Below are 25,198 nucleotides of genomic sequence, written 5' to 3'. Positions count from 1 at the left end.
CCCCGGGAAAGCGTACGGCTGATCGGTCGCCCCGCTCGGCGCTCAGTAGGTGTAGATGTGGCCCTGCGGGTTGACGGTCATACAGGTCTTGTCGTCGTCCGCGCTGGTGGACTCGACCGACTTCGGCAGCTTGGTCGGGGCCGAGCCGCCGGCAGAGGTGCCACCCGAGTCCGGGTAGCCGGCACCGCTGGTCCAGTCGGTGCCGATCACCAGACTGAGCGTCTTCTCGCTGCCGGACTCCTTGAGCGCGCTGCTGGGAAGGTTCAGCGCGTTGGCTATCGCCTGGGCCTGGGAGCTCTGGCCGCTGCCGTACGTGAGTACGGTGCTCTCCTGGGAACCGCCGCCGCCGATCGCCGTGGCCTTGGTGAAGCCCGCCTCGATCAGGGCGTCCTTGATCTCGGTGGCCCGGGCGGTGGCACCGGAGGCGTTCTGGACGGTGATCGAGACATTCCCCTTGGCAACCTCCCTGGCCGGAGCGGCGGCAACGGTGCCGCTCGGCGACGGGCTTGCCGAAGCATCGGGCGATGCGCCGCCCGATGCGCCGCCGCCCTTGACCGACTTGCCGTCGATCGGGGTGTCGGCCAGCAGCATCTTCCAGATCTGGTTGGTGTCCGGCTGGACGAGCTCCAGCCGGTCCGGGTCGCTCTTCGCGGCGTCCACCGGGACGGTCAGGCTGGTGGTGCGCTCGGTGGGCACGGAGCGCAGGTCGTTGCCCAGGTCGTAGAGCTTCTTGATGTCGGCGATCGGCTTGTCCACGGCGATCGACTTGGTGGCGGCCTCGGCCAGCGACATCAGCTGGCCCGGGTCGGCGAGCGAGCCGTTCTTCTTCAACTGGCGGACCATCGCGCTGAGATAGAGGTGCTGCGCCTTGGTGCGGCCGATGTCGTCGCCCCAGGCATCGCGCGTCCGCAGCCACTGGAGGGCCTGCTCACCCTTGATGTACGTGGTGCCCTTGGGCAGCTTGAGGCCGGTGCCGCCGATACCGGGCTGGTACCGGTCGTACAGGTTCATGTTGACGCAGACCGGGACCCCGCCGACCGCGTCGGCCATGCTCACCACGCCGGCGAAGTCGACCATCATGTAGTGGTCGATCTCCAGGCCGGTCAGCTTGATCCAGGTACCGACCACGCAGCCGGGGCCGCCGTTCGGCAGTGCCTCGTTGATCATTGCGTGCTTACGGGCGGGGTAGGTGGTCTTGCCGTCCTCGCTGTGGCAGGTCGGGATGTCCACCAGGGTGTCGCGGGGAATGCTGATCATCGACGCGTTGGAGCGGTCGGCCGAGATGTGCAGCAGCATCTGGACGTCCGCGAGTCCGGCCCGTCCAGCGTCGCCCGCGGAGCCGCCGAGGGCGACATCGGCGGCGGAACCGCGGGTGTCGGTGCCTATCAGCAGGATGTTCAGGGGGGTCTGCCCTGCGGCGTTGGGCGCGGTCCTGGCGCCCTTGGCGTCGCTGAGGTTCTTGCTGCCGGACAGGATGTTGTCGTTCAGGTGCTGGTAGTAGAGGTACGCCGCGCCGCAGCCGGCCACCAGGGTCAGCCCGAGGGTGATAGAGGTGATCTTGATCCAGCGGCGGCCGCGCTTGCCCCCGCCGCCCCGCCGAGCCGCCTGTCGAGCGGCGGTCCGCCCGCCCAGTTCGGGCATGCCGTGGTCGGCCGCCGGTTCGCCGGATATCGGCTCGACGTTCGTCATGGCTGGTCAGCCGCCTCTCGTGATCGGGCCCCCGTCGGCCACCTCCCGGGAACCTACCGGACATCACGAGCAGGAATGAATTTTGTTACATAATCAGAACTTCACTACTATCTAGGTTTGACCGCGGGTAGAGCGCCTCCTCACTTGGCGCACACCTCGGTGTCGTCCGCCTGTACCCGCTGCAGATCCTTCGGCACCTCCGTGGGCACCGGAGCCGGACCGCCGACCCCCGTGTAGTCCTTGCCGAGCACCGCCACCAGCGGATCCCTCGCCCCGTACCGGGAGTTCTCCCGTGCCGCGCCCGCAGGGAGTCCGAGCGCCGTCGCCAGTGCGGCGGCCTGGTCGGCCCGCCCGGGCGGGTAGGAGACCGTACTGGTCGCCGCGGTCTCGGCGTCCCGTCCGGCGGCGGCATTGGTGAAGCCCTTGCCCTGGAGGGAGGTTGCGGCCTTCCCGGCCCGGCCCGGCTGCCCGGTGCCGTTCCGTACGGTGACCTTGACCTGTGCCGGATCGACCGGGGGTGCACTCGGCACACCGGACGCGGCGGCACCGGCCGAGGGGCCGGTGGACGGTGCCGTGGTGGCGGTCAGCGAGCGGTCGGCCGCGATCAGCGCGAAGAGCCGGGCCGCGTCGGGCGTGAGGATCAGGCGCCCGTCGTTCCTCGGGTCGTCGGCCACCGGAACCGTGGTGAAGGTGATGTTCCTGGTGTCCACCCGGCTCAGATCCAGGGCCAGGTTCTTGAGCTTGTCGATGCCCTTGATCTGCGAGTCCACGGTGAGGGCCCTGGTGGCGGCGTCCGCGAGCCGCCAGAGCTTGGTGGGGCTGGTCAGGGTGTCGCTGCTCTTCATCCTGCGGATCATCGAGCCGATGAACTGCTGCTGGAGCGGAATCCGGGTCAGGTCGCCGCCCAGGCCCACCGAGTGCCGGGTGCGGACGAAGGCCAACGCCTCCTCGCCCTGCACGGTGTGCCGGCCCTTGGACATCTTCAGATGCGAGCCGGGATCGTCGATGTCCTTCGCCGCGCAGACCTCGACGCCGTCCACGGCGGTCGAAAGGGTCTTCACCGCTTCGAAGTTGACCATCATGAAGTGGTCGACCCGGATGTTCGTCAGCTTCTCGACGGTCTTCCAGGTGCAGCCGGGGTCACGACCTGCCTGGCCCAGGCTGGCGTTGAACATAGTGCGGCTCTCGCCCGGGATCTTCGTGGTGCCGGTCTGGCAGTCGGGGATCTGCACCATCAGGTCGCGCGGGATGCTGATCACCGTCGCGTTGCTGCGGTCCTTGGCGACGTGGAACAGCAGGGTGGTGTCGGCGTGCCCGGCGCTGCCCTCGTCGCCGTACTCACGACCGAGGCCCTCCCTGCTGTCGGTGCCGATGACCAGGATGTTGAGCGCATCCGTGACCGCCGCTGGCCGGTCGGCCTCATTGCCGAGGTTCACGTCGACGGCGGAGATGTTCCGGTTGAAGTACCGGTACGCGTAGAACGCGCCGCCGCAACCGACCACCAGGGCTAAGGTGCCCGCGCCCGCGGTCCACTTGAGCACCCAACGGCTGCCGTGGGAGCGGCGCCGGGCGGCCCGGCCGCCGGGAGCCGCGTCGTTCGGTGTACCGCTCGGGGGATCGGCGGACTCCCCGGTCCGGGGGCGCGGTACGGCGGCCGTGCGCCGTTCCGGGTCCAGCCGGAACTCCCCGGTGGCCGGGTCGCGTACCCACTGGCCCGCCGGGTCGACCTCGCGCCGCGGCCCCTTCGAGGCGCTGTTGCTGTACCGGTGTCCGCTGTTCACCCCGGACACCCTAGACGAGCCCCGGCAGCCGAACGCCCTTGGCGCAGACGGGAGTACAGGACGGATACCGTCCAAAGCCGGACAGAACTCCCGAGGTCTTCCGAGCCTTCTCCCGGCGGCGGGAGACGCCGATGACCTGTCAGTGCATGGCGCAGGCGTCCCGGTCCGCGGTGCTGCCCTCCAGCGTCGGACCCGTTTCGGGGACGGTGCTGCCCGAGGCTGACGGCGTGCCGGGGGTGCCGGGGAGCGCGAAGGCCGTACTACCCGCTGCCGGGGCGCTGCTCACGGCCGCTTCCGCGCCGCCCGCGCTACCTGCGCCGCGCGAACCGGCGCTCGGGCTCAGGCTCGGGTCAGGATTTGCGCCATGGCTCGCGGTGGCGGTCGGTGTCGGTGCGTACGGCTGCACCTCCACCGGCCGGTCCGCTCGCAGTGCCGCGAACAGCTGGTCGGCCTGCGGCTGGACGAACTGGTCCCGGTCCCCGTTCCCGGGGTAGGGGCGGCGCGGGGTGGTGAGGAAGGCCAGGTCCTCGGGCGGGATCTCGCGCAGGTCCTGGGTCAGGTCGTAGAGCGCGCTCAGCCGGCTCAGCTCCGCGTCGGCGGTGATCGAGGAGGTCGCGGCGTCCAGCAGCGGCCACAGTTTGACCGGGTTCAGCAGTACTCCCTGCGACTGCACCTTGCGCATCAGCGAGGCCAGGAACTGCTGCTGACGCCCCATCCGATCGGTGTCGCTGCCGTTGCCCAGCGTCTCGCGGGCGCGGACGTACCCGAGCGCCTGCTCGCCGTGCAGGGTCTGCCGCCCGGCGGGCAGATCCAGGTTCGCGTCGCGGTCGTGGATCGGCTTCGGTACGCAGACGTCCACGCCGTCGACGGCGTCCACCATCTTCTTGAAGCCGGTGAAGTCCAGGATCAGGTGGTGGTCGATCCGGATCCCGCTGAACTTCTCCACGGCCCGGATGGTGCAGGCCGGGCCGCCCAGCTCGAAGGCCCAGTTGAACTGAATGAACCTGGTGGCCGTGCGGGTGCCGTCCGACAGCTCGCAGGGCGGCACCGTCACCATCACGTCGCGCGGGATGCTCACCGCGGTGGCGTGCCGCCGATCGCCCGAGAGGTGCAGCAGGATCGTGGTGTCCGAGCGCTGCCCGCCGTCGTACGAGCCGTCGGACCCGTACGCGGCGTTGGCGCCGGCCCGGGAGTCGCTGCCGATCAGCAGGATGTTCAGGGACTGCCCCGCTCCGGCGTCCCGGCTCGGCCGGCTCGATTCGTCGTTCTGCAGTCGTCGGCCGGTGACGGTGTCGGTCCCGATGTTGCCGTCCAGCCTGCGGTACGCCAGCCAGGCCAGCGTGCCCCCGGCGAGCAGCAGAAAGGCCAGGGAGCCCGCCGTGATCAGCAGAAATCGGCGGCGCCCCCCGCCCTTGGAGGTCAGGGGGCGCTTACCGGAGTCGTCCCTGTGGTCATCCTCGGCCATGGTGGGGATGCCTACCCCTGCGGCCGGGTGCGTCGGGTCAGCCCAGACGCAGAGTCACCCGTTCGGATTCGATCCGCTTGTCCCACTGGTCGGCCGTCAGATCACCGGAGTTCCGGCAGAGCACCACCGAGGCGCCGACCGCCAGCGGGGCCAGCAGCCCGGCCTCCAGGCCGGCCCAGTCCTCGTACGAGAGGGTGCTGAGCACCCGGCTGCCGGGGCCGAGGCCGAGCCGCAGCGCGCCCTCGCGGGCGAGCTGGACGGTCTGCTCGCCGGTCAGCTTGAGCGGCAGGCCGTCCACGGCGGTCTCCAGGGCCGGGCTCTGAGGATCGACGGGGGAGTACGGGGCGAAGCGGTCGCCCTGGCCCGGTACCTCGGCGGCGTAGTCGAGGAAGCCGTCCGGGCGCTGCGGGAAGCGACCGCCCAGCGGGCGCAGTGCGAGGGCGACCCGCTCACCGGTGCACGCGTGGGCGGCCTCCAGACCGTCCGGGCCGCTGATCACCAGGTCGGCGGCGGCCGGGTCGCCGCCGGGCACCGCCGTCACGCCGACCGACCAGCAGGCCAGTAGCCAGACGGCGGTCTGCCAGTGCGCGGGCAGCAGCAGTGCGGCCCGGTCGCCGGGGCCGGCGTTGAGTTCGTCCTGAAGCAGGTTGGCCGTCTTGGCTACCCAGTTGTCAAAGGTCTTGGCGGAGAGTTCGACTCTCTCGCCGGTGGCATCGTCGTAGAAGGTGACCAGAGGGCGAGAGGAATCCGCATCGGGGGCCCCGGCGCGCAGGTAAGCGTGCAGCAGCTCGGCGGGGGTGCGGGCGTCGGCAGCGAAAGGCGCAGTCATGGTGCCGTCCAGCCTACGACCTTCGGAGATGCCCCCGAGAGGGAGGCGGCACCTCGCCCAGTGGCGTGGCGTCAGAGCCGATTTGCCCCCAATATCCCCTTTATGCGTATCTCTCTCCTCGCTGCCATCGGCGCGACCGCTGTCGCCCTGTTCGCCCCGCCCGCCGCCGCAGGCCCGGTGGTGGCGGGCGGGGCCCTGGGGAGCGTCACCACCCTGCCACTGGCGCCACCTCAGCCAGGGTCGGCACTCCGGCGCGAAGCCCCGGGCGGACCCGGCGAGAGCCGGGAGATCCGTGCCCGCGCCACCGCCGCCTTCGCCCTGGTCGGCGTCAGCTGGGACGACCCCCGGGTCACCCTTGCGGGTAGTGTCGAGGTCCGTACCCGAAGCGCCGTCACCGGCGAGTGGAGCGACTGGTACCGGCTCTCCGCCGATGCCGAGGACGGGCCCGACCCCGCCGAGCGCTCCAGCCGGGGCGCCACCGTACCGCTCTGGGTCGGCCCCAGCGACGGCATCGCCGTCCGCGCCACCGCGCCCGACCGCCCACTGCCCGCCGGGCTGCGCGCCGAACTCGTCGACCCCGGAACAGCCTCGGGCGCCGGTCCTGGCCGACCCGGCGAGCGTGCCGAGTCCGGGGCCGGGCACGCCGCGCCCCGCCCCGGGATCGTCACCCGCTCCGGCTGGGGCGCCGACGAGTCGCTGCGCGATCCCGACTTCCAGTACACGGGTGCCGTCCGGGCGGTCTTCGTCCACCACACCGACACCAGCAACGACTACAGCTGCGCCGACTCCGCCAAGGTGATCCGGGCGATCTACCAGTACCACGTGAAGAGCAACGGCTGGCGCGACATCGGCTACAACTTCCTCGTGGACAAGTGCGGCACCATCTACGAGGGCCGGGCCGGCGGAGTCGACCAGCCGGTCCTCGGCGCGCACACCCTCGGCTTCAACAGCAACAGCTCCGGGGTCGCCGCGCTCGGCAGCTACGGCTCGGCCGCCGTGCCGCAGGCCCAGCTGGACGGCATCTCCAAGATCGCCGCCTGGAAGCTCGGCCTGACCGGGGTCGACGCCAAAGGCACCACCACCCTCGTCTCGGCCTCGGACTCCAGCCGCTACCCCAAGGGGCGGACCGTCACCTTCAACACGATCTCGGGCCACCGCGACGCCTTCGCGACCGAGTGCCCCGGCGACGTCCTCTACGGCCACCTCCCCGGCGTCCGCTCCACGGCGGCCGGCCTCCAGGGCCGCTGAGCGGCCGTCCGCCCCGCTCCCCCCGCCGGTCGATCCCGGTTCCGAAGCGGAGGGCACCGGTTCCAGGCGCCCGACAGCCGTCGGCAGAGCTACTCGACTTCGCGCGTATCGTTCATATGCCCATGCCGGGAGCCCCCGCAGACCAGGGCCAGTCGGACACGAGGCGGTGAGCGGGCATGCCGGGAACGGAACGGCGCTGGCGTCCCGGCTACCCGCTCGATGCCGCGCGCACTCTGCTCCCGCTGCGCCGGGGACCGGCCGACCCCTCGTACCGGACGACCGGCGACGGTGCGATCTGGCGCGCCTCCCGCACCCCGGACGGCCCCGGCACGATAAGGATCATCGCCCGCGCGGGCGAGGTGACGGCGCAGGCGTGGGGGCCGGGGGCCGACTGGCTGCTGGAGCGCTTGCCCGCCCTGCTCGGCGCCGAGGACGACCCCGGCGCGCTGGTCCTGCCACCGGGTTCGCTGCGCGAGGCGCAGCGAACCCACGCCGGGGTGCGGCTCGGCCGGACCGGGCTGGTGCTGGAGTCCCTGGTGCCGGCGATCCTTGAGCAGAAGGTCACCACCGACGAGGCGTACCGGGCGTGGCGCATACTGCTGCGCGACTTCGGCACGCCCGCGCCGGGGCCCGAGGAGGGGATGCGGGTGGCACCCTCGGCCCGGGCATGGGCGCTGATCCCGAGCTGGGAGTGGCACCGCGCCGGGGTGGATCCCAAGCGGTCGGCGACGATCACGCGGGCCGTCCGGCTGGCGCCCCGTCTGGAGGAGGCGTCCGCCCTCGGCCACGCCGACGCGCTGGCCAGGCTCACCGCCGTACCCGGCATCGGTCTGTGGACGGCCGCCGAAACCCTCCAGCGCAGCAACGGCGACGCCGATGCCGTCTCGGTCGGCGACTACCACCTCCCCAACCTGGTCGGCTGGGCCCTCGCCGGACGTCCTCGCAGCACCGACGAGCAGATGCTCGACCTCCTCGCCCCGTACACCGGCCAGCGCTACCGCCTCTGCCGCCTGATCCTCCTGACCGGCACCCACGCCCCGCGCTACGGCCCCCGCCTGACCCCCAACGACCACCGCCGCCGCTGACCCCTCAACGACGCGGGGAACTGCGCGACCCTTGCGGGGCGTGAGGAACGGCGCGGCTGGGCGCTGGCTTTGGGGGCGCGGGGAACTGCGCGAAATCGGAAGGTGACCGCGTTCAGCCGGGCCCGGTGGACCACTTGCACCTCGCGACCTTCCGGTGAGGCGGTGCACCTTACCCACCGGAGGACAGTGCGGCGCCGGTACCTTCCGATTCGCGCACGAAGTTGATCAAGCAGAGCCCCGCGCCGCCAAAACCACCGTCCGCGCCCCGAAGGGCACTGCGCAGAGCCCCGTGACCCTAGGCGCCGAGAGCGAGCGCGGCTTCGATGGCCATGGTGGTGAACGCCGTGGTGTCCCGGCCTCGGCGGGCCGGGTCCTCGTCGTAGGGGGAGGGGGTGCCGGGGTTCTCGCGGCTGCGGAGGGCCTCGGTGACGATCGGGTGCCACCGGGGGCCGAAGACGGTGAGCGCGTGCCGCCCGCCGCCGCTCTTGGAGGTGAGGGTGCCGGTGGTCAGCAGGTGGTGCAAGCGGCTGACGCCGAGCACGCACCACTCGGCCGCGCCCGGCGTCGCCGCGTGCTCGGGGCTTCGGCCGAGGACATCGGCGACCCCTGCCCAGTAGCTGGTCAGGTTCTCGTACGTGTATGCGCGCAGGGTGGCGTCGTCGGTCCACAGCTGCGCCTCGGTGAGCCGGCTGCCGCGTACGGGGACCGAGTGCCGGGCGAGTTCGTGCCAGGTGACCGGGTTGACGCCGGACCGTCCGGTCTCGGCGAAGACCCCCTCCAGTACGCAGGGCAGGTCCGGACACACCGCCGGTGGCCGACTGAGATCCGCTGCGAGCAGGTGGATACCGTCGAAGGGCGGCCTGGGGTGTCGGCGGCTCGCCTCCTGGTGGGCGGCGGCGAGCGCCGCCACCGCGGTCCGGTCGGGCCGCCGTGAGAGGACGGCCACGAAGTCCACGTCGCTGCGGCCGGGGAAGAACTCGCCGAATCCGAGCGAGCCGTGCAGATGGAGCCCTTCGACCAGACCGGGCGCGGCCGCGTCGATCGTGTCGAGAAAGGTACTGGTCAGCTGGTGTGCTTCGGTCGGTAGCGCCATGACAGGCACGCTAGTCAGCGGCTGTCCGAGGACCGGCCGTTATCACCGAACGGTGACAAAACCGTCCGCCGTACGGGCCGGTCGCTCCCTCGGTGCCTCGGCGGGGCGGCCGACGGCGACGGCTCCCATCGGATCCCAGCCGGGCGGCAGGTCGAGGGCGGCGCGGACGGTGTCGCGGCAGAACATGGTGGACGAGACCCAGGCCGAGCCGTATCCCTCCCCGGCCAGGGTGACCAGCAGATTCTGCACGGCGGCACCGATCGCGACGGTGAACATCTCGCGCTCGGCGGTGGACCTGCGCTCGTCCGGGTAGTCGTGCGAGCCGTCCATCACCAGACAGGGGACGACCAGGTACGGCGCGGCGCGCAGCACATCGCCCCTGGCGGTCCGGCGGGCGATCTTCTCCTCGTCCCAGCCGTCGAGTTCGCGCAGGTCGTGCTGCCAGGCGGCGAGCATCGAGTCCAGCAGCCGCTCCCGAGCCCCGGGCGTCTCCAGCAGGACGAAGCGCCAGGGCGTGGTGTGGTGCGGTGCGGGTGCGGTGACGGCGGCGGCCACCGCGCGGCGCACCGCTTGGGGGTCGACCGGCTCCGCGGTGAACGAGCGGATGGTCCGCCGGAGCGTCACGGCCTCGCGGACTGCCTCCGAGGTGCCGAGCCGGAACATGTCGTCGGCGGCCGCGCGGATGAGGGGCCGGGCGCCCTCGCCATCCTCGGCGGTGACCAGATGGCCCAGACCCCGGACCACGGCGACCGGGGTGCCGGTGGCCTTGCCCTTCACCAGGTCGGCGGCGGCGGCGAGTTCGTCGGCGGTGGCGGTGACGGTCATCGCCAGCTCGTTGCCGTGGCTGTCGGTGCGGCCCCGGTGGTCGTCCAGGACGGGCAGTCCGGCGGCGCCGATGGCGACGTCGGTGAGTCCGGTGCGCCAGGGGCGGCCGAAGGTGTCGGTGATCACCACTGCGAGCCGGCGGCCGGTCAACTTCTGGATTCGGGCGCGCAGTTGGCGGGCGGAGGCATCCGGGTCCTCGGGCAGCAGCAGGACGGTGCCTGGCGCGGTGTTGGAGGCGTCCACCCCGGCGGCGGCCATCACCAGGCCGTTGCGGTTCTCCACGATCCGGACGGGACCGCGCCGGGCGACCAGCCGGACGGTCTCCGCGTCGATCGCCGCCTCCCGGTCGGTGGCCCGCAGGATCCGGCCCTCGGCCTTGCTGACCACCTTGGAGGTGACCAGCAGGATGTCGCCGTCCTCGAACTCCCCGGCCTTGGCGATCAGTTCGGCCAGGTCCGCACCGGCCTCGATCTCGGGCACGCCTGCCACGGGCAGCAGCCGCATCACCTGCGGACCTGCTCGGCCAGCTCCAGCGCGGCGCGGGCCATCGCGGCCGTCGCCTCGACATCGGTCATCAGCAGCGGGATTGCCCGGCAGGTGATCCCGGCCGCCTCCACGGCCTCGACGGCCGCGGCGTCCGCGCTGTCCACCAGCCAGCCGTCGATCAGGTCGGAGCCGTAGTGCCGGGCCACCGCCTCCGCAGTGGTCTCCACGCCGACGGCCGTGAGCACCTTGTCGGCCATGCCGCGCACCGGGGCGCCGCCGATGATCGGGGAGAGGCCGACCACCGGTGCGGCGGCCGAGGCGACGGCCGCCCGGATGCCGGGGACGGCGAGGATGGTGCCGATGCTGACCACCGGGTTGGACGGCGGGAAGAGGATCACGTCCGCCGCCGCGATGGCGTCGAGCACACCGGGCGCGGGCTTGGCGGTGTCGGCACCGACCGGGACGATCGCCTCGGCATCCACGGCGGCGTGCAGCCTGACCCAGTACTCCTGGAAGTGGATCGCCCGGGTTCCCGCCTCGTCGGTGATCCGCACATGCGTCTCGACCCGGTCGTCACTCATCGGCAGCAGCCGTACGCCGGGCTTCCAGCGGACGCACAGTGCCTCGGTGACCTGGCTCAGGGTGTAGCCGGCGGTGAGCATCTGACTGCGCACCAGGTGGGTCGCGAAGTCCCGGTCGCCGAGGCCGAACCACTCGGGCCCGATGCCGTACTCCTTCATCTCGGCCTTGATCGACCAGGTCTCGTCGGTCCGGCCCCAGCCCTGTTCCTCGTGAATGCCACCGCCGAGGGTGTACATCACGGTGTCGAGGTCGGGGCAGACCTTCAGACCGTAGAGGTGGATGTCGTCGCCGGTGTTGCCGATGACGGTGATCTCGTCCCCGGGGGCGACGGCCGCCTTCAGCCCGCGCAGAAAGCGCGCCCCACCGATCCCGCCTGCCAGTGCCACGATGCGCATGGCCCCATCCTGCCAGGCCCCCTGACGCACCACCGCATCTCTGCCTCTGGCGGCGACCATGCAATCGCCACAGAGTCCCGCGGCCCTGAAGACCGCTCGCGCCCCTGAAAGAGCGCCTCTGGGCTCAGCAGCCGGGCCTACCTGGTCTCGGGCTGCTTCTCCGGGGCGGGGGTTTCGGCGTACTGGTTCATCTCGACCAGGCCCGGCGAGTAGAGGTGGATGCTGACGGCCGGTTCCAGCGAGGCGTTGACGACCTCGTGCAGATAGCCGGAGGAGAAGACCCGCTGCCCGCCGGGGCGGAGGCTGCGAGCTCCCTCGCCCGCGTGGGTGAGGGAGCGCTCGACGAGTTCGCCCTGAACGACCGTCATCACGCCGGAGGACTGGCCGTGGTCGTGGAAGCCGCTGCCCTGTCCCGGCAGCCAGCTGAGCAGCCAGACCTCGTACCCGGGTCCGGTCTCCAGCCGGGCGTACCAGCGGGTGAGGGCGTCGTACCGGACCAGCGGCGCCCAGCGGTCGCGGTCGGCGGCGATCTCGCGGACGAGCTGCGCGTACCCGGCCACCGTGGTGGGGTGCCGCGGCAGGTCGGTGCGGGCGAGGTGCGGAAAGGCGAGCGGGTCGCCCGCGATGGAGACGTCGCTCAGGCCGTCGGCCCAGGAGGTGCTGTGCGCCTCGTGCTGACGGGGGGTGTCCGGGCGGCGGGGCTGGGCGATCCGGACGGGGTGGCGGCGGGCGAGCTTGCTGCGGTCTCGGTTGCGCTTGCGGATGCGCGGCATTCGCACGGTGGGTTCCTCGGGCGGCTGGTCGATGGTCTGGGGATCAGCCGGATCCGCGGAGATTCAGGGGGACTGTCGTCGCGCGGTCGGCCTCGATGCTCGTGCTGGGCGGCGCGCGGTGGGACGCGTGCGCCTAGATACAGCAGGAACAGAGGCGACAACAGAGCGAGTTCACGGCACGACGAAGCGACGCCTGGCGGGTGCTCCGGTGGGTGGCGAACTCTGACATGGGAGCAAGGAGACCGCAGGAGGGGCGGCAGTGTCAACCCGAGCCGACCGACATTTAGGACAGATCATCTACGAACCACCGGATGGGGTGATAAATCACCCTCTCGGTTTCAATGCGAAGATCGCCGGGAAGGCAGCCGAATGACCCGGCAACCGGAGCCCATGCCCCGGACGTCCCCCCGTTCAGGGGGTGGTCAGGTTCGACGTGATCCGTGTTGACTGCAAGTCAGCGGGCGGGCGGTTCCGGGCGTTTGGCGGGGATCGGCACGATAGGTCCTGAATGTCCGGATATGTACACTTGTCGTAGTGCCTTGGTTCCGGGGAGTGAATCCTTGGCCCAATACCAGAGCTCGGCTTGACTGGGCCAGAGTGACGCACATGTAATTTCACTCGTGTCGTTCCGCCGCTCCAGGCAACGGCAACACCACGGGGACGCCAAAAGGGGCAGAGGAGGCGCGCCAAATGAGCGAGCTCTTTGAGCTGTTGATCGGTGCGGGCATCGAAGAGGACGAAGAGGAACTCGGCTGGCAGGAGCGCGCGTTGTGCGCCCAGACCGATCCGGAGTCCTTCTTTCCGGAGAAGGGCGGCTCCACCCGCGAGGCCAAGAAGGTCTGCCTCGCCTGCGAGGTCCGTTCCGAGTGCCTCGAATACGCCCTCGCAAATGACGAGCGTTTCGGAATCTGGGGTGGCCTCTCCGAGCGTGAGCGCCGTCGGCTCAAGAAGAGCGCGGTCTGACCGCACCGCACACCACGGCCCCATCACCATCGCCGCGACCCTCTGAACCAGCCGGGTCCACCGCAGCAGCTGTGCCAGCGCCTCACCGGGACGGTGGGGCGCTTTCGCATTCCCGGACCACCTTCTCCACGCACTCCGGGAGCAACCCGGGCATCGGGAGCCGTTAGTGTGGTGCGCCATCCGGATGTCTCGCATTCGGCCTGCGCGCCGCCGCCCGCTCTCCGTCTCCACGCCACCGGACGGCATCGCACACCACCTGCCGTCCACTGGCTGCGTCCACTGACTGCGTCCACTGAAAACTTGGGGCCCGCGCACTCGATGACCGTCTACAGCCACCAGAGCGGCTTCTCCGCCGCCAGGCCGCCCGCGTACCCGCGCCACCTGGTCACCGCCGTGATCGTCTCGCACGACGGGGCCCGCTGGCTCCCGCAGGCGCTGGCCGGCCTGCTCGGCCAGGACCGCCAGGTGCAGCGCATCCTCGCCGTCGACACCGGCTCGACCGACTCCTCGCCACAGCTGCTGCAGGACACCCTCGCCGACTGGCTGCCCGAGAGCGGCCCGCTGGTCCTCGGCCGGCGCGCGGGTTTCGGCACCGCCGTCGGCCAGGCCGTCGCAGGCAGTGCGCCCCTGAGGCCGGAGGACCTCCCCTACAGCCTCGACCCGTCCGGCTACGACCCGGTCACCGGTGGCTGGGACGACTTCGGCGACCCGCTCGGCACCGAGGACGACCTGGGCCGGGGCGGGCCGCGCGAGACTCGCCCGATCGAGTGGCTCTGGCTGCTGCACGACGACTGCGAACCGCAGACCGACGCCCTGCGCCGCCTGCTCCAGGTCGCGGACTCCACCCCCACCGCCGCCGTCGTCGGACCCAAGCTGCGCAGCTGGTACGACCGCAGGCAGCTGCTGGAGGTCGGCGTCAGCATCGCCCGCTCCGGGCGCCGCTGGACCGGACTCGACCGGCGTGAGCAGGACCAGGGCCAGCACGACCAGGTCCGTCCGGTGCTCGCCGTCTCCACCGCGGGCATGCTGGTCCGCCGCGACGTCTTCGAGGAGCTCGGCGGCTTCGACAAGGCCCTGCCGCTGATGCGCGACGACACCGACTTCTGCTGGCGGGTCAACGCCGCAGGACACCGCGTGGTGGTCGCCCCCGACGCCATCCTGCGGCACGCCGAGGCCGCCAGCCGCGAACGCCGCGCCATCGACTGCGGCCCGGCCCACCCGCACCGGGTCGACAAGGCCGGCGCCGTCTACACCCTGCTCGCCAACTCCAAGGGCGTACTGCTCCCGTACGTCCTGCTCCGGCTGGTGGTCGCCACCCTGCTGCGGGTGCTCGCCAACCTGGTCGGCAAGGACCCCCGCCAGGCGTTCGACGAACTCGCCGGCCTAGGCCACGAACTGGTGCGGCTGCCACGGGTGATGACCGCCCGCAAACAGCGCAAACGGACCAGGGCCGGAGACGCCCTCGACGACCGCACCCTCTTCCCGGCCCCCGGCGCGACCGCCCGCCTCGCCGTCGAACAGGCCATCAGCTCCCTCGGTATCGGCGGAAGCGACGACTCCGGCGCAGGCCGGCACGGCTCCGTCGAGTCGGGGCCGGGCGACGACGACACCGACGACCTGGTGGTCGAGCAGTTCGCCCTGCTCAAGAAGCTGGCCAGGCGCCCCGCGCCGCTGCTCTTCACCGCCCTGCTGGTCTTCGCCCTGATCGCCTGCCGCAATCTGCTCGGCAGCGGCAGCCTGCTCGGCGGCGCCCTGCTGCCCGCAGCGGACGGGGCGTCAGGGCTGTGGAACATGTACGCCGACTCCTGGCACCCCGTCGGGACGGGCTCCACCGCCACCGCACCGCCGTACCTCGCCGTGCTCTCGGTGCTCTCCTGGCTGCTCTTCGACCACGCGAACCTGGCGATCACCCTGCTCGTGGTGCTCTCCATCCCGCTCGCCGCCGTCAGCGCCTACCTGGTCTCCCGCCCGCTGATCGAGTCCAAGATGGTGCGCGCCTGGGCCAGCGCCAGCTATGCGCTGCTGCCCGCCGCCACCGGCGCCCTCGCCCAGGGCCGGATCGGCACCGCCGTCCTCGCCATCCTGCTTCCGCCGCTGGCCCGTGCCGCCGCCGTCACCGCCGGACTCGGCATCCGTACCGAGACCGCCGCGCGCGGCGGCCGCCCCGGGTGGCGCAGTGCCTGGACGACGGTGCTGATGCTCACCATCAGCACCGCCTTCGTCCCGCTCACCTGGGCCATCGCCGTCCCGCTCAGCCTCGCCGCACTGCTGCACGCCGTACTGCGCGGCGGTGCCTTCGGCTCGGGTCTGTCGGCGCTGCGCCTGCTGGGGCTGCGGGTACTGGTCGTCCTCGGAGTGCCCGTGCTGGTGCTCGCACCCTGGTCGGTCCAGGTGCTGACGCACCCCTCCCGACTGCTGCTGGAGGCCGGCCTGCCCGGCTTCAACGGGCGCGCCGCGACCCCGCTCGGCCTGATCCTGGTCAACCCCGGCGGCAACGGGGTCCCGCCGGTCTGGCTCTCCGCCGGTGTCGTCCTCGCGGCCCTCGCTGCCCTGCTGCGCGCGGACCGCCGCCGGGCCGTCCTCGCGGCCTGGGGCGCGGCCGGGGCCGGACTGCTCTTCAGCGTCGTGGTCGCGGCCACCGCCGTCACCCCCGCCTCCGGGGGCACCGCCACCGCGGCCTGGGCCGGGTCCGCCACCCTGCTCACCGGCGTCGCCCTGCTGGCCGCCGCCGCGATCGGCGCCGACGGCGCCAACGCCCGTGTCTCCGGCATCGCCTTCGGCTGGCGCCAGCCGGTCGCCGCACTGGTCCTGGCCGCCGCCGTGCTCGCCCCGCTGGGCACCGCCCTGTGGTGGTGCACGGTCGGCGCCGACTGGCCCCTGCGCCGTGGTGACGCCACCCAGGTCCCCGCCTTCATCGCGGAGGAGGCCGCCACCACCGACCGCCCCCGCACCCTGGTCCTCAACGGCGCGCCGGACGGCACCGCCATCCGCTACACGCTGGTCCGCGGCGCCGGGCTGACCCTCGGTCAGGCCGAGGGCACGGTGGACACCGGCGACACCGCCAAGGACGACCTGACCAAGCTGGTCGGCCAGCTCCTCGCCGGATCCGGCGGCGAGCAGGCCAAGGCCCTCGGCGGGTACGCGATCGGGTACGTCGAGACCAAGGACCCGCTGACCGACAAGGCCAGGGACGTCCTCGACAGCACCCCCGGCCTGGTCAAGCTCAGCGAGGACAACGGCGTCGCCCTCTGGCAGGTCACCGGCGCCCCGACCACCAGGGCCGTGATCATCAGACCCAAGGGCGCACCCGTCTCCGTCCCCTCCGGGGCCCACGACATCGACACCACCATCCAGGCCGGCCCGGACGGCCGGGTGCTGCGCCTCGCCGAGAGCGCCGACCCCAACTGGCAGGCGACCCTCGACGGCACCGCCCTCGAACGCGTCACCGTGGACGACTGGGCGCAGGGCTTCAAGCTCCCGGCCCAGGGCGGCCGCCTCGAGGTCACCCGCGACAGCGGCCTGCTGCACGACGGCTGGATCTGGCTGCAGCTGCTGCTCGGCACCACCGTCCTGGTGCTCGCCCTGCCGGGGCGCCGCAACCACAACGACGACGACCTGCCCGACGAGGTGGTCGCCGCCCAGGCGCTGGCCGCCGCCACGCAGGCCCAGGCTCCCCTCCCGGGCAGCCGCCGCGCCCGCCGCCTCGCCGAACGCGGCGAGGGCGAGGGCACCGAGCCGGAGGCCGGGGTGTACGCGGGGTCCGTCCCGGACCAGCCCCACGGCGAGGCCGAGCCCGCAGCCCCCGCCGACCCGCACCAGGGCCGGTACACGCCGGAGCAGTACGCCCAGGACCAGTACCAGCAGGCCGACCCGTACAGCCAGGCCGACCCGTACACCTGGGACCAGTACGGCCAGCCCGCCGGGGTGCAGTACGGCCAGCAGCCGTACGCCGACCAGGGCACCGGTGTCCAGCCGCAGTACTCGGACCCCTACGCCCAGCAGTACGGCTACGAGCAGTACCAGGGCTACCCGGAGGCCGAACAGCAGCAGCCCTGGGTGCCGGGACAACAGCAGCCCGAGACCTACTACGACCCCCAGGCCGAGTTCGACCCCAACAACCCTTACGGCACCGGTGGTCACCCGCACCACAACGGAACGGGGAGCTGACCCGCGCTCATGAAGAAGCCCAGCCTCAAGGCCCCCGGCCTGAAGAAGCCGTCCTTCGGCAAGTCCGCCAAGCCCGGCCCGTCCGGGGCAGAGCCGGCGGTGGAGCAGCCCGCCACCGGCAGGCCGTCCTCCGGGGGCGGCCCGCGCACCGGCATCTCCCTGCTGGCGGCGGCGGCCGTGCTCGCCGCCGCCTTCGGGATCGCCGAGCTGCGCCCGCCGCTCGCCCCGGCCGCCACCGGTGGCGGGGGCAGCTCGACCACCGCGCAGGTCGAGCGCACCTCCTTGGTCTGCCCGCAGCCCTTCCAGGGCGTCACCGGCAGCACCGACCTGACCATGTTCACCCCGGCGGGCGGCTCGGCGGGCTCCGCGAGCGGTGGCTCCGCCACGGTCACGGACGTCGGCAGCCAGTCGGGTACGCCGTCCGCCGCGCCGTCGGGCGACCCCTCGGCGAGCCCGTCCGCCGCCGCCTCGGGCGCACCCGGCGGTGCCCGGCTCTCGCTGGGCAAGGTCGGTGTCCCGGTGACCGGCAATGCGGCCACCGGTGACACCCCGCCCGGCACCACGGCCGTGGCCGGCGGCGCGTACGCGCCCGGCTTCACGGTCAGTCAGACCACCACCGTCACCGACTCCCGCACCGCGGGCCTGTCGGGCATCGGCTGCGCCCCGGCGGGCACCGGCTTCTGGTTCGCCGGGGCCAGCACGCTGAGCTCCCGGACCGACTACGTGAACCTGGTCAACGCCGACTCGACCCCGGCCGTGGTGGACCTGAAGTTCTACGGCGACAAGGGCCCGATCGAGGTGGACGCCGCGACCGGGCTCACCGTCGCGGCCAACAGCACGCAGTCGTTGCGGGTCGCCTCACTCGTCAAGGACCAGGTCAAGGACCTCGCCGTCCAGGTGGTCGCCCGCAGCGGCCGGGTGGCCGCCGCCCTGCACACCATCGACGAGGCCAAGGGCGCCGACTACGTACCGGCATCCGCCGACCCGGCCGCCACCCAGGTGCTGCCTGGCCTGCCCGCCGATGCCCCCTCGGCGCACCTGGTGGTCGTGGCCCCCGGGGACGACGACGCGGACCTCAAGATCCAGATCTCCGGCAAGAACGGCTGGTTCACCCCGGCCGGACACGAGACCATCCACATCAAGGCGGGCATGGTCAACATCGCCGATCTGAACCAGATCACCCGGGGCGAGGTCGGCGCGCTGCGGCTGTCCCCGAGCGACCCCGCGCATCCGACCCCGGTGGTGGCCGCGCTGCGGATCGACCGCACCCAGAACGGCAAGTCGGACTACGCCTGGATCAGCGGCAGCAACCCCGTCGGCAAACGGGCGAGCATCGCCGACAACCGGGCCGGTGCGTCCACCGTCTACCTCACCTCGACCGGCGATGCGGCCACCGTACGGCTGACGTCCTCGGCCGGTAGCGCCGGTGGCACACCGGTGACCAAGGAGGTCCAGATCGCGGCCGGAGCGACGGTCGGCCTCCCGGCGCCGGAGCCGGGCGGCCTGAACGGTGTCTTCGGACTTACCGTGGAGACCGTCTCGGGCGGCCCGGTGGTGGCTGCCCGGATGCTCGCGGTGAACACCAAGGACATCCCGATGTTCACCATCCAGGCGCTCAGCGATGACCACAGCACCGTCCAGGTGCCGCACGCCGACCAGGACCCGGCCGTCCTGATCCACCCCTGACAGCCGAACCAGCCCTTCGGGCTCAACCTCTCAGGCACAGCCCCGCGCCCCTGTGGGGGTTACCCCTTGCCCCTAAAAGATGGCTCGCCCTCGCCCCAGAAGGTCAGGCACTAGTCCTCGTCGTAGCGGGGGTCGATCGCGTCGGGTGAGAGTCCGAGCAGATCGGCCACCTGTTCGATGAGGATCTCGTGCACCAGAGCCGCCCGTTCGTCGCGGGTCTTGGCGCGGATCTCCACCGGGCGGCGGTAGATCACGATCCGGCTCTTGCGGCCCTGCTTCGCCGTGATCAGCCGCCCGAGCGGCACACTGTCGGGGTCGGGCACGCCCGGCTCGGGCAGCGGCACCTCCTGGACGGCGAACTCCACGTCCACCAGCTGGGGCCAGCGCCGCTCCAGCCGTTCCACCGACTCGCGCACATAGTCGTCGAACAACTCGGAGCGGGTGAGCGAGATCGGCACCTGAGGCGGTGCCAGCGGCCCGCGCAGGCCGCGTCCGTGCCGGTCACGATGCCCTGAGCGCCGGGACGGGCCTGTCGGCTCTGCCGATGAACGGTGTGCGGAGCTGTCCATATCAATACTGAGCGTAGTCCTCTCGCGCCCGGAAGTGGACCATCTCGACGGCCTTGCGTCGGCGACACGAGACCCTCGGCAGGGGGAGGGTCTTCGCGGCCCGGTCAGGAGTGCTGTACCGTCCACCCTCGTGAGCTCTGTACGTCGTTGTTCGCGGACCGCGTGCGGCCGTCCGGCCGTCGCGACGCTGACGTACGTCTATGCGGACTCCACTGCCGTCCTCGGCCCGCTGGCCACCTACGCCGAGCCGCACTGCTACGACCTGTGCGCCGAGCACGCCGAGCGCCTCACCGCCCCGCGCGGCTGGGAGGTTGTCCGCCTCGCGGCCGACGCCGGTCCGCTCCGCCGTACCAGCGACGACCTCGAAGCCCTCGCCAACGCCGTCCGCGAGGCCGCCAGGCCGCAGGAGCGCACGCCCCGTCAAGGCCGTGGCCCCGAAGGTGACCCGACCGAGATCGGCCGCCGAGGCCACCTCCGGGTGCTGCGTTCCCCGGACAGCTGACGGGGTTCCCCGGACAACTGACGGGCAACTGGCGGGCAGCCGACGGACATCTGACGGACGATCCGGCGCGGGCGACCGATGCCCGTCCGGCGGAGTTCACTTTCACCCCTCCCCGGCCCGGTACGCTGCCGTACGTCGAAGTACCCAACATCTTGGTGGAGCGGTTGTGCGTGACCTGAAGCAGCTGGTGAAGGCGTACGACGTCCGGGGTGTGGTGCCGGACCAGTGGGACGAGTCCCTGTCGCGGGCGTTCGGTGCGGCGTTCGTGCAGGTGACCGGTGCGTCGGCGGTGGTGGTGGGGCACGACATGCGGCCGTCCTCGCCCTCGCTGACGCGGGCCTTCGCCGAGGGCGCCGCCGCGTACGGGGCGGACGTGGTCGAGATCGGGCTCTGCTCGACGGACCAGCTCTACTACGCGTCGGGCTCGATGGACCTGCCCGGGGCGATGTTCACCGCCTCGCACAACCCGGCGCAGTACAACGGGATCAAGCTCTGCCGGGCGGGTGCCGCCCCGGTGGGGCAGGACACCGGCCTGGCCGAGATCCGCGAGCTGGTCGAGTCCTGGTCGGAGGAGGACGGCTCCGTCGCCATCCCGCCGCGCGAGGTGACGCCGGGTGGGCTGTCCGCCCAGGACACCCTGCGGGGGTACGCCGACCACCTGCTGTCGCTGGTCGACCTGGCCACGATCAGGCCGCTCAAGGTGGTCGTGGACGCGGGCAACGGTATGGGCGGGCACACCGTCCCGACCGTGTTCTCGGGCCTGCCGATCGACCTGGTCCCGCTCTACTTCGAGCTCGACGGCACCTTCCCCAACCACGAGGCGAACCCGCTCGACCCCAAGAACCTGGTGGACCTCCAGGCCAAGGTGGTCGAGGTCGGTGCCGACCTGGGCCTGGCCTTCGACGGTGACGCCGACCGCTGCTTCGTGGTCGACGAGCGCGGCGAGCCGGTCTCCCCGTCCGCGATCACCGCGCTGGTCGCCGCCCGGGAGATCGCCCGCGCCAGGGCGGCGGGCGAGGAGCGGCCCACCGTCATCCACAACCTGATCACCTCCTGGACCGTGCCCGACGTCGTGCACACCCTCGGCGGCAACCCGGTCCGCACCCGGGTCGGCCACTCCTTCATCAAGCAGGAGATGGCCGTCACCGACGCGGTCTTCGGTGGCGAGCACTCCGCGCACTACTACTTCCGGGACTTCTGGCGGGCGGACACCGGCATGCTCGCCGCCCTGCACGTCCTGGCCGCCCTCGGCGGGCAGAAGGACACCCTCTCCGAGCTGACGGCCGAGTACGACCGGTACGCGGCCTCCGGAGAGATCAACTCCACCGTGGGCGACCAGGCGGGCCGTACCGAGGCCGTCCGCGCCGCGTTCGCGAACCTGGAGGGTGTGAGCGTGGACGAGCTCGACGGGCTGACCATCGCCGGCGCCGACTGGTGGTTCAACCTCCGCCCCTCCAACACCGAGCCCCTGCTGCGCCTGAACGTCGAGGCGAAGGACCCGGCGAAGATGGCCGAGGTCCGCGACGCCGTGCTCGCCATCGCCCGCGCCTGAGCGAGGGCCCGCGTCCGAGCGTGCGGGTCCGATCAGACGCGAGGCCATGACCTCGCGGGTGCCCCGGCCGGTAGTGTTGCTACCGGCCGGGGCAGTCTGCCGTACCGACCCCGCACGACCGGGTTTCCCGAGAACTGCGCTTTCCGACGAACGTGGAGCCGAACGACCATGAGCCTGCCGTCCTTCCTGCTGGAGATCCTGGTCTGCCCCGAGTGCCACTCCGCGCTCGTCGAGTCCGGTCAGGACGACGAGCACGAGCTGCGCTGCACCGGTGAGAGCTGCGGTCTGGTCTACCCGGTCCGCGAGGGCATCCCGGTCCTGCTGGTGGACGAGGCCCGCCACCCCTCCTGACACCCCGCCCGATGTGAGGCCCACTGGGAGGCCAGCCGCATGTTCGACGACAGCCTGCTCGACGACCCGGCCGCCCTCCAGCGCGCCGACCGCGACCACGCCCTGCTGGCCCTGGCCGGAGCGGGCGCCCGGATCCGCACCGCGCTGCGACTGGCCGACGCGGCCGGTCTCGCCGAGCTGCGGCCCGACGGACGCCCGCGCACCGTGCTGGTGGCAGGCCACGGCAGTGCACTGGCCGCAGGGGCGGCACTGGCCGCACTGGCCGTCACCGGCTGCCAGGTCCTCCCGCTGGCACCGTCCGACGCGGCACCGGTCGAGCGGGGCGATTTCGGACCTGCGGCCTTCACGGCCGGTCTGGTCTGGCAGCTGCCGGGCTGGGCGGGCCCGTTCGACCTGGTGGTCATCGCCTCCGCCGAGGGCAGTGAGCAGGGTCTGATCAGCATCGCCGAGCAGGCGTACGCGCGCGGCTGCGCCATCGTCGTGCTCGCCCCGGCCCAGAGCCTGCTGGCCGAGGCCGCCCTCCAGGTGCGTGGCCTGCCGCTGCCGTTCGTCCCGGCCGCGTCGCCCGCCGTGGCGGAGGAGGAGCGCCGCTGGGCGGACGAGCGCCAGGAGCCCGATCTCCCCGCCGAGGACCCGGGCGCGTTCTGGGCCTTCCTCGCGCCGCTGCTCGCCCTCACCGAGAAGGTCGGGGCCACCCAGCTGTCCCCGGGCTCGCTGGAGGCCACCGCCGATCGGCTGGACGAGGTCGCCGTCCGCTGCCGCCCGGACGCCGCTTTCTACCTCAACCCGGCCAAGGAGCTGGCGGTCCGGATCGCCGGTACCGTCCCGCTGCTCTGGGCCGAGGGGCCGGTGGCCGGTGCTGCCGCCGAACGCTTCGCCGCGATGCTGGCCGAGTGGGCCGGGCGCCCCGCGCTCACCGGCCTGCTGCCCGGGGTGATCACGGCCCACCGTGGGATGTTCGTGGGCCAGCTGGCCTCCGCCGCCGCCGATCCGGACGACTTCTTCCGCGACCGGGTCGAGGAGCCCGACCCGCTCCAGCTCCAGGTGCTGCTGCTGCGTCAGGCCCCGTCGGACTCGGCCGGCGAGGGCGAGCAGGGCGCCGAGGTGTCGCCGGGCGGCCACAGCGTCTCCCGTGCCCACCGCCTTGCCGAGGCGCACGAGGTACGGCTCACCGAGCAGACCAGCAGCCGGCAGGACCCGCTCCAGGCACTCTGCGAGCTGATCGCGGTGACCGATTTCGCCGCCGTCTACCTGGGTCTGGCCTCGTCCTCCGGCTGAGCGCCGTTCGGCCTGTGGAGTGTTCTCATCGCGGTCGGCCCCGGCTCCTGACGCCGCCTCGGGATACTGTGTGCGGTCGTCGGACCGAGCGTTGGCCGGGGCAGCGGCCCGGTCGGAGGGAGAACCTGAGCCGAGCATGAGCACCGAAGGCGGTACCAAGGCACTGGTCGCGGCACTGTCCGCGAACCTGGCGATCGCGGTGGGCAAGTTCACCGTCTTCGCCTTCACCGGCTCCTCGTCGATGCTCGCCGAGGGAGTCCACTCGGTGGCCGACTCGGGCAACCAGGTGCTGCTGCTGATCGGCGGCAAGCGGGCCGCCCGTGCGGCGGACCGGGAGCACCCCTTCGGCTACGGCCGCGAGCGGTACATCTACGGCTTCCTGGTCGCCATCGTGCTGTTCAGCGTCGGTGGTCTCTTCGCCTGCTACGAGGGCTACGAGAAGATCAAGGAGCCGCACGAGCTGGAGGGCTGGCCCTGGGCCGTCGGTGTCCTGGTGTTCGCGATCCTGATGGAGGGCTGGTCCTTCCTGACGGCCTATCGGGAGGCTTCCTCGACCAAGGGGACGCAGAGCTGGCCCCAGTACATCCGCCGTGCCAAGGCTCCCGAGCTGCCCGTGGTGCTGCTGGAGGACACCGGCGCGCTGATCGGCCTGGTGCTCGCCCTGCTCGGCGTCGGCCTGACCGTCGTCACCGGAGACGGGATCTGGGACGGTGTCGGCACCCTGTGCATCGGCCTGCTGCTGGTGGTCATCGCGATCGTCCTGGCCCTGGAGACCAAGTCGCTGCTGATCGGCGAGTCGGCCGACAGGGCGGTGGTCGGACGGATCCACGACGCGCTGGTGGACCACGACTCCGTCACCGGGGTGATCCACATGCGCACCCTGCACCTGGGCCCGGAGGAACTGCTGGTCGCGGCGAAGATCGGGGTCAACGCCCAGGACAGCGCCTCCCAGGTCGCCGAGGCCATCGACGCCGCCGAGGCCCGGGTCCGCCGGGCCGTCCCGATCGCCCGTGCGATCTACCTGGAACCGGACATCTACAGCGCGGAGAAGGCCGCCGCGGGCCCCGACCCCGAGGCCACACCCGGTGGTCCCGGGCCCGGTGAGCACTGACCGAATCCGTCCTTACCGATCCCTCCCGGACGGGCCGTCGGTGTAGATTCGTCCCCAGAGCCAAACGTCGCTGCTGATGGCGGTCGATTCGGGGGCGCGGTCTTCGCACCGCGCGTACCGGTCGAGGGAGAGAGGTCCTCCGACGGATTGTGCTGCAGCAGAGCGCCGAGCCGTCGGGCACTCTGCCGCCGAGCACACCCGAAAGCCTGACCTGTGCGCGAGACCTCCGTCTACGCGCAATCCCACGCAGCGAGGAGCGAGACGCATGTCGTCGAACATCACCGGTGACTTCAAGGTTGCCGATCTCTCCCTGGCGCCTTTCGGGCGTAAGGAGATCCAGCTGGCCGAGCACGAGATGCCCGGTCTGATGTCGATTCGCAAGGAGTACGCGGCGTCGCAGCCGTTGGCGGGTGCGCGGATCACGGGTTCGCTGCACATGACGGTGCAGACGGCGGTGCTGATCGAGACGCTGACGGCGCTGGGTGCCGAGGTGCGCTGGTGCTCGTGCAACATCTTCTCCACCCAGGACCACGCGGCCGCCGCGATCGCGGTCGGCGCGGAGGGTACGCCCGAGGACCCGCGGGGTGTGCCGGTGTTCGCCTGGAAGGGCGAGACGCTGGAGGAGTACTGGTGGTGCACCGAGCAGGCGCTGACCTGGCCGGACGGTCAGACCCCGAACATGATCCTGGACGACGGCGGTGACGCCACGCTCCTGATCCACAAGGGTGTGGAGTTCGAGAAGGCCGGGGAGGCGCCGGATCCGTCGAC

20 protein-coding genes are annotated in these 25,198 nt (G+C 72.0%); 11 read left to right on the top strand and 9 right to left on the bottom strand.

Annotated elements, in window-relative coordinates; all coding sequences use genetic code 11:
- Nucleotides 1-42: 42 nt before the first annotated feature.
- The 4 genes from P3T39_RS05045 to P3T39_RS05030 all read right to left on the bottom strand — a co-directional run bounded on the left by P3T39_RS05045 (nt 43) and on the right by P3T39_RS05030 (nt 5,764).
- Entirely contained in the window at nt 43-1,689 is a 1,647-nt protein-coding gene (locus P3T39_RS05045; RefSeq protein ID WP_280696118.1) for an LCP family protein, read from the bottom strand.
- Nucleotides 1,690-1,829: 140 nt separating this feature from the next.
- The gene (locus P3T39_RS05040; RefSeq protein WP_280696117.1) at nt 1,830-3,470 is read right to left on the bottom strand and encodes an LCP family protein; all 1,641 of its coding nucleotides are present in this window, start codon (nt 3,468-3,470) and stop codon (nt 1,830-1,832) included.
- 139 nt (nt 3,471-3,609) lie between these two features.
- Nucleotides 3,610-4,935, bottom strand: coding sequence for an LCP family protein (locus tag P3T39_RS05035; protein WP_280696116.1), 1,326 nt, complete (start codon nt 4,933-4,935; stop codon nt 3,610-3,612).
- Between the two features lie 37 nt (nt 4,936-4,972).
- Nucleotides 4,973-5,764 carry a TIGR03089 family protein gene (locus tag P3T39_RS05030; RefSeq protein WP_280696115.1) on the bottom strand — a complete coding sequence of 264 codons (792 nt, stop codon included), beginning with the start codon at nt 5,762-5,764 and terminating at the stop codon, nt 4,973-4,975.
- Between the two features lie 102 nt (nt 5,765-5,866).
- On the opposite strand from P3T39_RS05030, the gene P3T39_RS05025 reads away from it, so the two are divergent.
- Both P3T39_RS05025 and P3T39_RS05020 read left to right on the top strand, forming a co-directional pair.
- Entirely contained in the window at nt 5,867-7,012 is a 1,146-nt protein-coding gene (locus P3T39_RS05025) for an N-acetylmuramoyl-L-alanine amidase (RefSeq protein WP_280696114.1), read from the top strand.
- Nucleotides 7,013-7,188: 176 nt separating this feature from the next.
- A complete protein-coding gene (locus tag P3T39_RS05020) occupies nt 7,189-8,097 on the top strand; it encodes a DNA-3-methyladenine glycosylase 2 family protein (RefSeq protein WP_280696113.1) in 909 nt (302 codons plus the stop codon).
- A gap of 295 nt (nt 8,098-8,392) precedes the next feature.
- Here P3T39_RS05020 and P3T39_RS05015 read toward each other — a convergent pair whose 3' ends face one another.
- The 4 genes from P3T39_RS05015 to P3T39_RS05000 all read right to left on the bottom strand — a co-directional run bounded on the left by P3T39_RS05015 (nt 8,393) and on the right by P3T39_RS05000 (nt 12,257).
- A complete protein-coding gene (locus P3T39_RS05015; RefSeq protein ID WP_280696112.1) occupies nt 8,393-9,190 on the bottom strand; it encodes a hypothetical protein in 798 nt (265 codons plus the stop codon).
- 42 nt (nt 9,191-9,232) lie between these two features.
- Nucleotides 9,233-10,519: a coenzyme F420-0:L-glutamate ligase gene (locus P3T39_RS05010; protein ID WP_280696111.1), complete on the bottom strand. Its 1,287-nt coding sequence runs from the start codon at nt 10,517-10,519 to the stop codon at nt 9,233-9,235.
- On the bottom strand, nt 10,519-11,478 hold the full coding sequence (gene cofD / locus P3T39_RS05005; RefSeq protein WP_280696110.1) for a 2-phospho-L-lactate transferase: 960 nt from the start codon (nt 11,476-11,478) through the stop codon (nt 10,519-10,521). The genes P3T39_RS05010 and cofD overlap by 1 nt, the downstream gene beginning before the upstream one ends.
- Nucleotides 11,479-11,615: 137 nt before the next feature.
- Nucleotides 11,616-12,257 (bottom strand): cysteine dioxygenase family protein, encoded by a 642-nt coding sequence (locus P3T39_RS05000; protein WP_348534308.1) that lies wholly within the window; start codon nt 12,255-12,257, stop codon nt 11,616-11,618.
- Between the two features lie 684 nt (nt 12,258-12,941).
- Between P3T39_RS05000 and P3T39_RS04995 the strand changes: the two genes are divergently transcribed.
- The 3 genes from P3T39_RS04995 (at nt 12,942) to P3T39_RS04985 (ending at nt 19,067) form a co-directional block, all read left to right on the top strand.
- Complete coding sequence (locus P3T39_RS04995; RefSeq protein WP_280696109.1) at nt 12,942-13,214, top strand: WhiB family transcriptional regulator; 273 nt, start codon at nt 12,942-12,944, stop codon at nt 13,212-13,214.
- 300 nt (nt 13,215-13,514) lie between these two features.
- Nucleotides 13,515-17,381 (top strand): glycosyltransferase family 2 protein, encoded by a 3,867-nt coding sequence (locus P3T39_RS04990; protein ID WP_280696108.1) that lies wholly within the window; start codon nt 13,515-13,517, stop codon nt 17,379-17,381.
- A 9-nt stretch (nt 17,382-17,390) separates the two neighbouring features.
- Complete coding sequence (locus P3T39_RS04985) at nt 17,391-19,067, top strand: DUF5719 family protein (RefSeq protein ID WP_280696107.1); 1,677 nt, start codon at nt 17,391-17,393, stop codon at nt 19,065-19,067.
- Nucleotides 19,068-19,177: 110 nt separating this feature from the next.
- Here the strand turns inward: P3T39_RS04985 and P3T39_RS04980 are convergent, their stop codons facing one another.
- Nucleotides 19,178-19,636: a metallopeptidase family protein gene (locus P3T39_RS04980; protein WP_280696106.1), complete on the bottom strand. Its 459-nt coding sequence runs from the start codon at nt 19,634-19,636 to the stop codon at nt 19,178-19,180.
- A gap of 130 nt (nt 19,637-19,766) precedes the next feature.
- Here P3T39_RS04980 and P3T39_RS04975 point away from each other — a divergent pair, with 130 nt between their 5' ends.
- From P3T39_RS04975 to P3T39_RS04950, 6 genes are all read left to right on the top strand, one after another.
- Entirely contained in the window at nt 19,767-20,138 is a 372-nt protein-coding gene (locus P3T39_RS04975) for a DUF3499 domain-containing protein (protein ID WP_280696105.1), read from the top strand.
- A gap of 166 nt (nt 20,139-20,304) precedes the next feature.
- Nucleotides 20,305-21,690: a phosphomannomutase/phosphoglucomutase gene (locus tag P3T39_RS04970; protein WP_280696104.1), complete on the top strand. Its 1,386-nt coding sequence runs from the start codon at nt 20,305-20,307 to the stop codon at nt 21,688-21,690.
- Between the two features lie 168 nt (nt 21,691-21,858).
- A complete protein-coding gene (locus P3T39_RS04965) occupies nt 21,859-22,041 on the top strand; it encodes a Trm112 family protein (protein WP_280696103.1) in 183 nt (60 codons plus the stop codon).
- Nucleotides 22,042-22,080: 39 nt separating this feature from the next.
- Nucleotides 22,081-23,319 (top strand): SIS domain-containing protein, encoded by a 1,239-nt coding sequence (locus tag P3T39_RS04960; RefSeq protein ID WP_280696102.1) that lies wholly within the window; start codon nt 22,081-22,083, stop codon nt 23,317-23,319.
- A gap of 136 nt (nt 23,320-23,455) precedes the next feature.
- The gene (locus P3T39_RS04955) at nt 23,456-24,430 is read left to right on the top strand and encodes a cation diffusion facilitator family transporter (RefSeq protein WP_280696101.1); all 975 of its coding nucleotides are present in this window, start codon (nt 23,456-23,458) and stop codon (nt 24,428-24,430) included.
- 265 nt (nt 24,431-24,695) lie between these two features.
- Nucleotides 24,696-25,198: adenosylhomocysteinase (locus P3T39_RS04950; protein WP_280696100.1), on the top strand; the 503-nt coding region annotated here is incomplete at its 3' end.

The organism is Kitasatospora sp. GP82, from assembly GCF_029892105.1.
Lineage (GTDB): Bacteria > Actinomycetota > Actinomycetes > Streptomycetales > Streptomycetaceae > Kitasatospora.
The sequence above is the reverse complement of the archived record's forward strand: the minus strand, read 5'-3'. Positions and strand labels throughout refer to the sequence as shown.

Excerpts from the sequence above, each read along its gene's own strand:
- P3T39_RS05045 (WP_280696118.1), bottom strand. The coding sequence starts at position 1,689 with ATGACGAACGTCGAGCCGATATCCGGCGAACCGGCGGCCGACCACGGC.
- P3T39_RS05035 (WP_280696116.1), bottom strand. The coding sequence starts at position 4,935 with ATGGCCGAGGATGACCACAGGGACGACTCCGGTAAGCGCCCCCTGACC.
- P3T39_RS05030 (WP_280696115.1), bottom strand. The coding sequence starts at position 5,764 with ATGACTGCGCCTTTCGCTGCCGACGCCCGCACCCCCGCCGAGCTGCTG.
- P3T39_RS05025 (WP_280696114.1), top strand. The coding sequence starts at position 5,867 with ATGCGTATCTCTCTCCTCGCTGCCATCGGCGCGACCGCTGTCGCCCTG.
- P3T39_RS05020 (WP_280696113.1), top strand. The coding sequence starts at position 7,189 with ATGCCGGGAACGGAACGGCGCTGGCGTCCCGGCTACCCGCTCGATGCC.
- P3T39_RS05015 (WP_280696112.1), bottom strand. The coding sequence starts at position 9,190 with ATGGCGCTACCGACCGAAGCACACCAGCTGACCAGTACCTTTCTCGAC.
- P3T39_RS05010 (WP_280696111.1), bottom strand. The coding sequence starts at position 10,519 with ATGCGGCTGCTGCCCGTGGCAGGCGTGCCCGAGATCGAGGCCGGTGCG.
- cofD (WP_280696110.1), bottom strand. The coding sequence starts at position 11,478 with ATGCGCATCGTGGCACTGGCAGGCGGGATCGGTGGGGCGCGCTTTCTG.
- P3T39_RS04995 (WP_280696109.1), top strand. The coding sequence starts at position 12,942 with ATGAGCGAGCTCTTTGAGCTGTTGATCGGTGCGGGCATCGAAGAGGAC.
- P3T39_RS04985 (WP_280696107.1), top strand. The coding sequence starts at position 17,391 with ATGAAGAAGCCCAGCCTCAAGGCCCCCGGCCTGAAGAAGCCGTCCTTC.
- P3T39_RS04980 (WP_280696106.1), bottom strand. The coding sequence starts at position 19,636 with ATGGACAGCTCCGCACACCGTTCATCGGCAGAGCCGACAGGCCCGTCC.
- P3T39_RS04965 (WP_280696103.1), top strand. The coding sequence starts at position 21,859 with ATGAGCCTGCCGTCCTTCCTGCTGGAGATCCTGGTCTGCCCCGAGTGC.
- P3T39_RS04960 (WP_280696102.1), top strand. The coding sequence starts at position 22,081 with ATGTTCGACGACAGCCTGCTCGACGACCCGGCCGCCCTCCAGCGCGCC.
- P3T39_RS04955 (WP_280696101.1), top strand. The coding sequence starts at position 23,456 with ATGAGCACCGAAGGCGGTACCAAGGCACTGGTCGCGGCACTGTCCGCG.